This window comes from Streptococcus infantis (assembly GCF_047465035.1).
GTDB classification, from domain to species: Bacteria; Bacillota; Bacilli; order Lactobacillales; family Streptococcaceae; genus Streptococcus; species Streptococcus infantis_T.
This window is the reverse complement of sequence record NZ_JASHAQ010000030.1, coordinates 1-11,472: the sequence shown is the minus strand read 5'-3', so window position 1 is coordinate 11,472 and position 11,472 is coordinate 1. Positions and strand designations below refer to the sequence as shown.

Annotated in this window: 9 protein-coding genes, 12 tRNA genes and 1 rRNA gene; 15 read left to right on the top strand and 7 right to left on the bottom strand. The window is 34.8% G+C overall.

The annotated features are described in order from the left end of the window. The first annotated feature begins 10 nt into the window (after positions 1 to 10). From rrf to QM406_RS09540, 13 genes are all read left to right on the top strand, one after another. Positions 11 to 126: ribosomal RNA gene (gene rrf / locus QM406_RS09600) — 5S ribosomal RNA — on the top strand. A 4-nt stretch (positions 127 to 130) separates the two neighbouring features. Continuing rightward, a tRNA-Val gene (locus QM406_RS09595) sits at positions 131 to 203 on the top strand. A 5-nt stretch (positions 204 to 208) separates the two neighbouring features. Then, a tRNA-Gly gene (locus tag QM406_RS09590) sits at positions 209 to 279 on the top strand. 36 nt (positions 280 to 315) lie between these two features. Then, a tRNA-Ile gene (locus tag QM406_RS09585) sits at positions 316 to 389 on the top strand. Positions 390 to 398: 9 nt separating this feature from the next. Further along, positions 399 to 470 (top strand) — tRNA-Glu (locus QM406_RS09580). 6 nt (positions 471 to 476) lie between these two features. Next, positions 477 to 566: transfer RNA gene (locus tag QM406_RS09575), tRNA-Ser, on the top strand. 10 nt (positions 567 to 576) lie between these two features. Beyond that, positions 577 to 650, top strand: a tRNA-Met gene (locus QM406_RS09570). 3 nt (positions 651 to 653) lie between these two features. Continuing rightward, positions 654 to 726, top strand: a tRNA-Phe gene (locus QM406_RS09565). A 12-nt stretch (positions 727 to 738) separates the two neighbouring features. Beyond that, a tRNA-Tyr gene (locus QM406_RS09560) sits at positions 739 to 819 on the top strand. A gap of 11 nt (positions 820 to 830) precedes the next feature. Further along, positions 831 to 901 (top strand) — tRNA-Trp (locus tag QM406_RS09555). Between the two features lie 13 nt (positions 902 to 914). Beyond that, a tRNA-His gene (locus tag QM406_RS09550) sits at positions 915 to 987 on the top strand. A gap of 13 nt (positions 988 to 1,000) precedes the next feature. Next, positions 1,001 to 1,072 (top strand) — tRNA-Gln (locus tag QM406_RS09545). A 9-nt stretch (positions 1,073 to 1,081) separates the two neighbouring features. Continuing rightward, positions 1,082 to 1,165: transfer RNA gene (locus QM406_RS09540), tRNA-Leu, on the top strand. Positions 1,166 to 1,226: 61 nt separating this feature from the next. On the opposite strand, the gene QM406_RS09535 is transcribed toward QM406_RS09540, so the two are convergent. From QM406_RS09535 to QM406_RS09510, 6 genes are all read right to left on the bottom strand, one after another. Then, entirely contained in the window at positions 1,227 to 2,378 is a 1,152-nt protein-coding gene (locus QM406_RS09535; protein ID WP_375555374.1) for a tyrosine-type recombinase/integrase, read from the bottom strand. Between the two features lie 51 nt (positions 2,379 to 2,429). Beyond that, a complete protein-coding gene (locus tag QM406_RS09530; RefSeq protein WP_375555373.1) occupies positions 2,430 to 2,768 on the bottom strand; it encodes a DUF771 domain-containing protein in 339 nt (112 codons plus the stop codon). Between the two features lie 21 nt (positions 2,769 to 2,789). Then, positions 2,790 to 3,920, bottom strand: coding sequence for a replication initiation factor domain-containing protein (locus tag QM406_RS09525; RefSeq protein ID WP_375555372.1), 1,131 nt, complete (start codon positions 3,918 to 3,920; stop codon positions 2,790 to 2,792). A 93-nt stretch (positions 3,921 to 4,013) separates the two neighbouring features. Continuing rightward, entirely contained in the window at positions 4,014 to 5,435 is a 1,422-nt protein-coding gene (locus QM406_RS09520; protein WP_414274091.1) for an FtsK/SpoIIIE domain-containing protein, read from the bottom strand. After that, entirely contained in the window at positions 5,432 to 5,671 is a 240-nt protein-coding gene (locus tag QM406_RS09515) for a hypothetical protein (RefSeq protein ID WP_414274090.1), read from the bottom strand. Before QM406_RS09515 ends, QM406_RS09520 begins: the two co-directional genes overlap by 4 nt. A 13-nt stretch (positions 5,672 to 5,684) precedes the next feature. After that, positions 5,685 to 6,113: a hypothetical protein gene (locus tag QM406_RS09510; RefSeq protein WP_414274089.1), complete on the bottom strand. Its 429-nt coding sequence runs from the start codon at positions 6,111 to 6,113 to the stop codon at positions 5,685 to 5,687. Positions 6,114 to 6,529: 416 nt separating this feature from the next. Here QM406_RS09510 and QM406_RS09505 point away from each other — a divergent pair, with 416 nt between their 5' ends. Further along, entirely contained in the window at positions 6,530 to 7,624 is a 1,095-nt protein-coding gene (locus QM406_RS09505; RefSeq protein WP_414274088.1) for a hypothetical protein, read from the top strand. Between the two features lie 19 nt (positions 7,625 to 7,643). On the opposite strand, the gene QM406_RS09500 is transcribed toward QM406_RS09505, so the two are convergent. Then, a complete protein-coding gene (locus QM406_RS09500; protein ID WP_414274087.1) occupies positions 7,644 to 7,982 on the bottom strand; it encodes a helix-turn-helix domain-containing protein in 339 nt (112 codons plus the stop codon). 166 nt (positions 7,983 to 8,148) lie between these two features. On the opposite strand from QM406_RS09500, the gene QM406_RS09495 reads away from it, so the two are divergent. Beyond that, on the top strand, positions 8,149 to 10,986 hold the full coding sequence (locus QM406_RS09495) for an SEC10/PgrA surface exclusion domain-containing protein (RefSeq protein ID WP_414274086.1): 2,838 nt from the start codon (positions 8,149 to 8,151) through the stop codon (positions 10,984 to 10,986). The last annotated feature ends 486 nt before the right edge of the window (positions 10,987 to 11,472 follow it).

The following is an 11,472-nucleotide window of genomic DNA, read 5'->3' as shown; positions in this document are numbered from 1 at the left end:
TTACTCAAAGTTAAGTGACGATAGCCTAGGAGATACACCTGTACCCATGCCGAACACAGAAGTTAAGCCCTAGAACGCCGGAAGTAGTTGGGGGTTGCCCCCTGTGAGATAAGGAAGTCGCTTAGCTAAAGGGAGTTTAGCTCAGCTGGGAGAGCATCTGCCTTACAAGCAGAGGGTCAGCGGTTCGATCCCGTTAACTCCCATTTTAGCGGGTGTAGTTTAGTGGTAAAACTACAGCCTTCCAAGCTGTTGTCGCGAGTTCGATTCTCGTCACCCGCTTTGAACATAGTTCAATTTACCAAGTTTTTAAAACTTGGGCGCGTAGCTCAGGTGGTTAGAGCGCACGCCTGATAAGCGTGAGGTCGGTGGTTCGAGTCCACTCGTGCCCATTGAAATATGGTCCGTTGGTCAAGGGGTTAAGACACCGCCTTTTCACGGCGGTAACACGGGTTCGAATCCCGTACGGACTATTTGTTGGAGGATTACCCAAGTCCGGCTGAAGGGAACGGTCTTGAAAACCGTCAGGCGTGTAAAAGCGTGCGTGGGTTCGAATCCCACATCCTCCTTTATCATTAACGCGGGATGGAGCAGCTCGGTAGCTCGTCGGGCTCATAACCCGAAGGTCGTAGGTTCAAATCCTGCTCCCGCAATAAGGCTCGGTAGCTCAGTTGGTAGAGCAATGGATTGAAGCTCCATGTGTCGGCGGTTCGATTCCGTCTCGCGCCATTTAAATATTTTGGAAGGGTAGCGAAGAGGCTAAACGCGGCGGACTGTAAATCCGCTCCTTCGGGTTCGGGGGTTCGAATCCCTCCCCTTCCATAACCTTAACTACGGGCATAGTTTAAAGGTAGAACTAAGGTCTCCAAAACCTTCAGTGTGGGTTCAATTCCTACTGCCCGTGTTTTAAAATTATGGCGGGTGTGGTGAAGTGGTTAACACACCAGATTGTGGCTCTGGCATGCGTGGGTTCGATCCCCATCACTCGCCTATTTTATATTATTGGGGTATAGCCAAGCGGTAAGGCAAGGGACTTTGACTCCCTCATGCGTTGGTTCGAATCCAGCTACCCCAGTTACTATTTGCCGGCGTGGCGGAATTGGCAGACGCGCTGGACTCAAAATCCAGTGTCCGCAAGGACGTGCCGGTTCGACCCCGGCCGCCGGTATAATATAGTATTAAGAAACATTGTTAAATCAATGTTTCTTTTTGCTTTGGTCAACTTATGGTCAACAATTCTCTTTTTTAACTAAACTTGTTAATACTGAACGAACTTTATTGTTTTCAATTTCTGCTTTTTCTTTTATAAGATGGCCGTAAGTTTCAGTTATTTGTTTAATATCTCGATGACCCATTAACTTTGAAACTGCCCAAATATCAACACCCATTGCTAACATTGTTGAACAATACGTGTGTCTCAAACCTGTGCTTGTCATAGTTTGAGGATAAATTTTCAAATCTTTTAAAATTTGTTTTAGATGCTTATTGATTCCTGCATTTGTTACAATCTTATAATTCAAATCTACTAAAATCATATTTTCGTTATTTATAATTGTACCGTTTTCAATGAATACAGTTTGTTCTTGTTTTAATTTTTTTAGAATAGTTAAAGTATCATTATCAACAGGAATTGTACGAATTGATTCTTCAGTTTTAGGATTTGCCCACCGTTTTCTAGCTGTATCATATCGTCTATAAGTTTTGATCTCTGAACTTTGCCACAACACACAATCCCATGTGAGACCTGCAACCTCTCCTGCACGCATTCCTGTTTTTAGTTGAATTAGTAAAAGATACGGTACAATTGAAGTTGTTAAATCAAGATTATTTTCTAAATATGTTACTAGTTTTTGATAGTCATCAAAGCTATGAATATATTTTTCATCTCTTCTTTTTTTAGGGGGACGACCTGAAATAATGACACCTTCAGTAAAATCTTCTATATTAAGCTTATCTCGTTTCGCAAATACAATCACATTTCTAATTTCCGCATTCATTCTACTAACATTGTCACGACAATTTGTTTCAGCGTACTTGTTTATAAAACCTTGATATTCGCTTGCTTTAATTTTCAAAGCTGGTTTGTCTTTGAAATATTCTTTGATAAACTTACCACGCAATAAATGTTTATTAAATGTAGAGTCAGCTTTTCCGAGTGGTTTAACTGTTAATTCTAACCATTTTTCCCAAAGGGCATAGAATGTAATATTTTTATCAATTATTGCACCATTAATCAATTTTAGCTCCAGGGCTAGCGCTTCAATTTCAGCTTCTCTTTTTGTCTTAAAGCCTGAATTTGAAGCAACTACCTTTTTATTTTTATCAAAAATTCTATAATCCCATAAATTCTTTTTACCTCGTTTTCTGAATGAAACAGACATGATTACCTCTTTTCTAAAGACGATAACCAAGATATTATCTTGATTATCGTATCATAAATTAAAGATTTCTGCAAAATTTTCTTCAAAAAATTGTTTCGTTTTGCTTGCTAAGAAGTAGTACCGTCCGCCCTGATTGTTTGGATATTTCACAAACCCATCTCTGTTTTTATCAATATCAATTTTTGAGCGAATATCTGCTCGATAGAGAACATTTTCTAATAACCACGGTCGAGATACTGAAATCATCTCTAAAACCTCGGATAAGCTCATATATTTCCCCTGTGAAGCCTTGTTTTTTAAATCAAGATATTCATCTTTTTCTACTATAATATGAGAAGTAGGCAACTGTACTTCCAAATTGTCTATTTTGATTGAGATTTTATCTCCCATATTAATTTTCCTTTCATCGTCTTACTTGAATACACGCCACGGCTCTTTTTCTTTCATTAGTTCATCTTTTTTATTATTTAGAAAAATGATCGTGTCTGGTGAGGGTTTGTACTTTGTTTTGAAATGAATCAAAACATGCTTGAAAAATTCCTGAATTGCTTCTTTGCCGTAAATTTTATCAATCTTGTATAGAAATGATTCTAAACCGCTGTTTTTCAATAAGTAAATATAGGTAGATAATAAATCATTTTTTCTTCTTGGTTTTGACCTCAATAAATCAAAATCAGTTGAAACATATTCCAACATAACCTTTGAAATATCCCATAATTCATCATTTTTGAAAAATAAATACTTATCTGTAAATCGTTGAAAAATCAAGCTCGATAGTTCTTTATCATTTCTACATTTTAAAATATCTAAACCAGTTTGGTTAGCGTAAGACTGCCTAATTGACATTTCAAATCGCACCCAATCATCACATTTCAAGGCTTCGTCATAATAGATGCCTTTCTTTTGCTCCTGTTCCAATTTTTTATCATAGATTCTTAACAGTAGTGAGTTTCCTTTATTTGCTTTGCTACCGACATAAATCGTTTCTGCTCTGTTATTTGTGTTAATAGTACGGACATTTGACTGATTTTTTCTCAATTTAATTGTATTTGTAACACTGTCAACATATTTTGATTTTATTATTGACTTATTTAATTCTTGATAAATCTGATTTACTTTCAAACCTTCATCTTTAAAATCAATCGCAAAATCAATTTTTGAAACTCTACAACTACCGCTAAAATAATTTTCTAATTCAAAAAATTTTTGAACTAATTGACGATACGAAATTTTTTGATTATCTTCTTCGCGTCGTTTCAAATAATGTTTTAAACCTTGCCCTGAGAATTTGAGAAAAATTCCCATTCTTGGACTGTCCGTGTTAAAACATAACAAAATTTCAAATTCATCAAAATTGATAATATGATTGTAGCCTGCAAAACCTTTTTCATTTAACTTGAAATTAACTGTGTACTTTTCTAATTCCAATAATTCATCAATTTTTAAACAGATATTAGAAGCAAATGCTTCATAATCAGACATCATCTCGTTAAAATCAGGTAAAAAAACAAATGAAATTTCATCAACATCACATTGAATCATAGTAAAATAGCTCCTTTTTAATTATTTTATAGTTGACCCCGTAAGGGGTGGGATGGGGGTCATTACTATACCCCCCTGAATGCTAGTATCCCATTATTTACGTTTCTTTCTTAATCGTTGACCATATAGAAATGCTCGTTTAAATGTACTAATCTTTTCTAAACCATGTTCGTGTAGATTAATATTCCAAAATCTCCTAGGTTTACTAAACTGTCCATCGTTTGTCATGATATACCCAGAAAATCTGGGCGCATTGTTATCAATATTATCTGTTTCTCCGAAGACCATTCTAGCTAATTCGTCTGTAATAGCTCCATTTGATAGACAGATACGAACACCTAAATTATCCCGTATTGCTGTTGAAAGCAACTCTGCCCTTGGCTGTTGCATGCAGATACAGATATAGACACCACTAGAGCGAGAACGCGAAACGATAGACAAGACCAAATCTTGAACCCTTTTTCTCATCTTAGTATCAGTTATACTTGATAACATCGCAGAATACTCTTCGATAACACACAACTTCATTTTCATCTCTTTACCGAAATTAACAAAAGTTGCGCCAGTAATGTCATCCCGTGCTGATAATTTTGCAATTTCTTTTTCACGTTTAATAACTAATTCCAACAATTCTTCAAAATACGCTAAAATTTCTTCACTGTCAGATAAAATCACACCTTTTGGAAGAAAAGTCCAAGAACTGAATTCAGATTTAACATCTAAGATTGTTAAATCAACATCTTCATTGAACATGAATACTTGTGCAAGCATTGATTTTAAAAACGTTGTTTTTGAGCTGTTTGTATTTCCGACCAATAACAGCTGAGGAGAACGTAGAAATGAAAAGGTCAAGCCTTTTTCAACTGTTATTTCAAAATCATTGACTGGTCTTAATTCAGTTATCTTCTTTGGTTTAAGCTGCCTTGCTTTCGCTTCGACAATATCATCTAATAAATAGATAAATTCTGTATTATCTTCACTTAACCAATAATCTAAAACAATGAGTGAACGATTTTTACCCACTAAACAAGCTGATAACATTTCCGCAAACTTTTCCAAATCGTCGGTAGTCTGGTCAGCTAATTTTTTAATTTTAACCGTTATGCGCCTGCTTAGCTTCTCGAAGCTCGCATGCGCTTTACTAACATCGATAAATTTGCTACCAACTTTACGATTCGCCGTTGCTGAATCCAACAATGCCTTGTGTGTTTGTCGTTCTATCAACCTTAATTGGTAGTATAGAGATACTGAACCAATTTTTGATAAATTCAAACCAAACCGAATCAATAACCAAAGATTAACCAAGAGCAAGACAGCTATTCCAATCACTATTAAATTCAGACCAAACTGTACTTCACTGCTAAAAATACCAATCTCTGTTCCTTTAAATAGTAGCCATCGAATAATACCACCACCAAATAGTAACCCAACTCCAAAAAATTGGAGTAGAGTTACTAGGCCTGGTAAGGTTGGCATCAGATGACCCGTATTTTTATTTAATTTATACCGAATCATAAATACCTACAAATTTCTTCCATTTCTTTTAACATCTTTTGGCGCATGAGTTCAAAAAACATATACGAGCGAATAAAATCAGTGTAACGACCATTTGAGTAAACTAAACTCAAATTCACAAAAGATGAAACTCGTCCTTCAACTTCCGAACGCATGTATGCTGATAAAATCTTTCGTAGTTCGATGGGCAGGTCTAAAGCTGATAAATCATCTAATTCTTTATAAATATCTTTCATATCTATTTCCTCACTACTTTAAACTAATTTCTTTGACATCTTCAGCCCAAACTTCGATGACATCGAAACTTTTATATTTATAACGCCCTCGCGGATTGACTAACTGATACAAATGTCTAAACTGAATCTTGTTCGCAATCTCTAGAGTTGGAACAACAAGACTAATCAATTTAACCGAACCATCATCTCTTGGCATCGATAAGAATACTTCATATCCGATTGACTGTTCTGAAAAGACTGGGGCGTTTTTACCATTACTGTTTTTCTCAAACCCAACAATTGGGAAAAATGGTTTTGGCTCTGTAACACTTACAGCTACACAAGTTGAGATGTTTGTGAGCATTGGGGCAGTACGACGGTCGTTTACAATTGAATCACCTGTTTGTTTTGAATTGCTTCCAAACAAACCTGTTTGAATCAAATTATTATTGTTAGTAGTCATTTTTCTTACCTTTGCTAGCTTAAAGCTAGTTCTTTCTGTTAAACATTTCTTGTAAATATTTGAACGTTCTTTATTTACATTATCAGTTTATCAAGATTAAGATTGACTGTCGATTGGTCAAAAAACAAATTTATAAAAAATATATCCATACAACTTTTCAATCTTATTCTTTCAATCTGAATAAATGAAATTAAGTGATTCATCATTTACAAGACCAGTGTATCATAAAAAACGATGCATGTAATTGAAAGAAAATAGACGACAGTTTTAGATTGTTTTATACAACTATTTTAATTGTGTAACTTAAAAATCAGTATATATAAGTGAAGATATAGTTGTACATAGGTAACAAAAAAATAAATCACAAAATAGATTGCACTGTACAATCTTTTATGTTATACTCTAAGCATAAAAAAATGAAAGAAGGTAATGTAATGTATATACATACTATTGAATTTCTAAAACGTGCAACGATTGATGCAGTACCTGCAAAGGTTAAAAATTTTAAAGATGAACAGTTACAACAAGGGAAAAAATATTATTGGTATATGTTTCTGCATGACGAAAGAATTGGAGAAGTATCTGATATGTTTGCATATTACGGCGGAAACAAAGACACAGCTAAACAAAAAATGAGTCGATTAATGAAAGATAGTCGAACTCATTTGTCTGACAATATTTTAGAGTTGCTTGCTAAGAATATGAATGTAAGTGTTTCAGAATTGTTATGGGGTAATGAAGAAAACTGGAAGAAATTGCTTCCAAGTCTCTTTTATTTAATTATTTTTGAATCTATCAGCACATCTGATTTTAAAACAATTAGAGAGCAACAATTGAAATCAAATATGCTTGAAGTTTTGAAAGAGTCTGTCTTGTTTTCAAGTGAATTAGCTAAAAAAGAAATCGAAGCAGACTTATCTGATGGTATTGTTGCATTTGATATTTTTGATAAGAATTTATTTAAAGCTATTTCAAGACTATATCAAAATGAAGTGGAAGAAAAATTTTACAGACTATTTCAAGAATTCTTTATTGAAAAAAACTATTGTTTGAAAAAATTAGATAATAGAATAATTGATTTTGCAGAACGAGTATATGTAGATGTTATTTTTGATAACAAGAAGACAGAAGATTCGCTAGGGCTTCAGGTTTATCAGACTTCAAATTTATTTTTGAATGCTGATTATAGAGAATATAGAACAAGTATTATACAAAAGAACTTCTTGAATGAAGTAGTACAAGAAGAGGGGCAAGTATTAGAACATTATTTAGAGGAAGAACAAAGAATGATACTTGAACAAGTTTCAAAATTTGTTAATGGTTTAGATAAGATTCAAAGAAAGCAAGATGAACGATTAGGATATCGAAAGAACAACAAAAATTTATTCAAATTTGGATTTGATTTTGTAAAATTTGATGAAGAATATTTTAGAGAATCAGAAGAGAAAGTAGAAGAAACTATGATATCTACTGAACAAATGAGCGCAGATTTGAAAAAATTAGATATGTAAAAAACAACCGCTGAAATTTTTAGCGGTTGTTTATGTTGTTTAATAGGGTTGCTATTGCATCAATTATATCTGTTTTTTGTGGTTCTGCTATTTGTTCAAGTTTATTGATAATATTTTCAATTTCTTTACTCTTTTCTGGGAACTCAAAATTAAAAAATGATTTTTCATCTACTTCAAGAGCTGTGATGATCTTGTTTAACGTTTGTATTTGAAAATTATATTTTTCGTTTTCTATGTTGTGGATATGTTTCGAGCCTAAGCCAGCTAATTCGGAAAGTTTTTCTTGGCTTAAACCTTTTGTTAGTCGTAAATATCTAATTCTTTTTGCAATAAAAGTTTGTAAGTTGTTTTGATTCATAATTGTTTACCTTCAACTATTATTTTAAAGATAAAAATTATAAATAATAAGTAGCACAAATTACACTTGTATATCAAATAAGTGTTGCATATTACACTGAAAAATGTTAGAATAGTGTAGTAAAATTATAAAAAAGCTCACTTTATTAGTTTTTAAAGGAGAATTGATGAAGAAACTGCAAACCCTCACAACTTCAACAGCTATTGCGCTTGCATCAGTTAGTGCGCCTGCATTTGCTCAAGAAGCTCAAGCTACTTCAGTACCTACTGACACTGCTGTCAATGAACCTGCTCTTGTTGCTAAGTCACAAGTGAAACCACTTGAAAAGAGTGAAGTTCCTGCGCCTTCTACAGTGAAACCTGCTCTTGACGCTCAAAAAGGTGTTGTGAAAGACGCTGAAGCTAAGATTGAAACAGCTAAAGCTGATGTTCAAGCAAAAGAAGCTACTGTTGCTTCAATTGAAACAGAATATTCTAATGCAGATAAGACTGTTAACGATGCACAAGCAATTGCTTCTCAAGTAACACCTGCAAAAGTTGCTGAAGTCAAAGATGCTCAAGCTAAGAACCTTGAAGCACAGACTGCTAACCAAGAAGCAACTGAAGCTACAAACGAACAAATCAAAGCTGAGACTACTGTTCTTGCTGAAAAGCAATCAGACGTGGCAACAGCTAAAGAAAATCTTTACCAAGCTGAAAAAGATGTCCAAACAGCTAAACAAACAGTCGCAAATGCAGAATCTGCACTTGACGGAACTGGACTTACTCAAGCTGAAAACGACTTAAAAGACGCTCAAAAAGGCGTTAAAGACGCTGAAGATACAGTCGCTGAAGCTGAAGATGCTTTCAAGACAGCAAAAAAAGCTGATGAAGCACGTGAAGATGCTATCAAATCAGCTGAAACTGATGTAAATACTAAAAATGATGCTGTCAAATTGGCTAAAGAAAAATTGACAACAGCTAACCAACATGCTGAATCAGTAGACGCTAAGTTGCAAACAGCTCAAGACGAGTTAACAAAAGCTCAAGACGCACTCAAAAATGTTGATGTCGTAGATATTCAAAATCCAACATTCCACATTTCTGACAGTCTCCGTGATAAAATTGGTGCAAAATCAAATGACATCACATACAAAGACGCTTACGAATTGTGGAGATCAAATAATAACGAAGCAACCCGTATGGTCATGCGTGGTATGGCTGTCAAAATGGCTAGTGCATCAACCATTAAAATCAGCGAAGCTGATAAAAATCGTCCAGTTGATTTGAATAACTTGACTGATGACCAATTGGTAGAAATCAGTCAGTTCTACGCTAAAATGTTGACTCAGTTGAACCATAATTTTGGTTATAATACAAGTAAAAAGGCTTATGTTTCAAAAGAAACATTAGATTACTCAAAATCTGTTGCTAAAAAATATGAAGAACGTGCCCTTGACCCAGATGTCGCTGGTCACATCCGTGGTAATTTAGAAAATCTAACACCAATGGGAACCCATGATGAATACAAAACAATGTATGACTTAAAATACGCAGTTCAACGTTCATTTGAATTATCTTCATTTGAAGACGAACCCTCAGAATGGGGACATCTAGAAAACAACTTGTCTAACCACGCTGACAGTTCAGTCGCAATCACAATTGCTAACATTAATGGTAAATATTGGATGGTTACAACATTTGGTGACAATGATGAAACTCCAATCACCAAAGAAACCGACATCGCAACTCTTGAAAAAGCAGTCGCAACAGCGGAATCAAACCTTGAACAAGCTAAAACTGCATCAGAAAACGCTAAGAATGCTTTGACAACAGCTTCAACTGATTACGCAAGCGCACTTAGCTTGAAAACTGAAGCTGAAAAAGTCTTAGCAGACGCAATGGCTACGCCACTCCAAGCCCAAGTTGCTGAAAACAACCTACGTTTGGCAAACATTGCTCTTGAAAATGCTAAGAAACGTGAAGTTCAAGCAAATGAAGCAGTCGCTAACTTCTCAGCAAGTCTAGCTGACAAGAAAGCTACTCTTGAAAAAGCTCAAGACGCACTTAAAGAAGCTAAAACTGCTAAAACAATTGCGTCACAAGCTCTTGAGAATGCTTCAGCTAAACTTGAAGACCAAGAAACTAAACTAGACAACTTGAACAAACAAGTTACAAAACTTCTTGCTGAAAAAGATGCACTCGTAAAAGAAGCCAAAGAATTGGCTGAAACCTTGCAAGCATATTTGGACGCACCAGTTGCTCTAGCAAATGCTCAAGACGCTCAAGCAAAAGCTGAAGCTAAACTTGAAACAGCAAAAGCTGAATTCACTACGGCACAGTCTACTCTTGAAGACTTGTTGTCTGCGTATCGTACAGAATATGCTAAGTTGGTTGACTTGCAAACAGATTACGATGAACTCGTTGACCTTGCAGAGAAAGCTCAAGAAAATGTTGTTGCCAAATTACCTGACGGAACAGTAATTGCTATCCCTAAAGGTGCTCCAACTGCTGAAGTGCTTCCTGAATTGAATCTTGAAGAACTTGCTAAAGAAGATGCTAAAGATAGCATTGTGAAAACACTTCCTGACGGAACAATTGTCGCTGTCCCTAAAGATGCACCAGTTGCTGAAACACTCCCTACTGTCAATGTTGACGAATTGAAGAAAGCTCTTGATGCAGGTAAAAAAGTGACTATCGATGCTCAAGGAAATGTTGTTGTACGTGAAACAAAACCAGCTACTTATGAAAAACCAGTGAACGTTGATCGTCTGCAAGCTAATAATGATAAATCTAATAAAGCTTATGCAAGTGATAAAAACGTTACTATTGATAACAAAGGAAATGTTATCACAAAAGGTCAGACTTACACAAGTCAACAACAAGCATCAAGTAAATCAACTTATTCACGAGTAGAACGTGCAAAAACATTACCAAATACAGGAGAGTCATCAAGTGTTACAATGTTGGTACTCGGTGCAATTCTTGGAACATTTGGACTTGTAACAGTACGTAGAAAAAATTAGAATAATAAAAAAATCTTCTTATTACAAATAGGAAGATTTTTTTGATTCACAAAATTAGTTTAAAAGACTACGCTATTTAAACCAATTTTGAGAATGAATATTGGACTATACCGATTGCGCCGAACACGATATCGAACTATGTATAAAAAATTGTGATTATTAAATTTAAAGACTATAAAATTAAAGCAAAAGTTTAAAATTTATTTGGTCAACCACTGGTCAATTTCCTCAATTTCAATACTAACTAGCGTGTGATAATATCTTGATTTAATCGTTTCTTGGTTATTTATTTTAACTTATTTTAACGCTAGTTTGTTGGCCGCCGGTATAGTATTAAAGACAAGGTTTATAAGCCTTGTCTTTCAGATTGAAGACAAAGTCCTTAGAACTCAAGTTTCTAAGGGCTTTTCTTTGTGTAAAGTCGTATAATAGAGGTAAGAAGAGTTGTGAGGTAATCCCTATGTTTCACAAAGAAAAACCTGATTA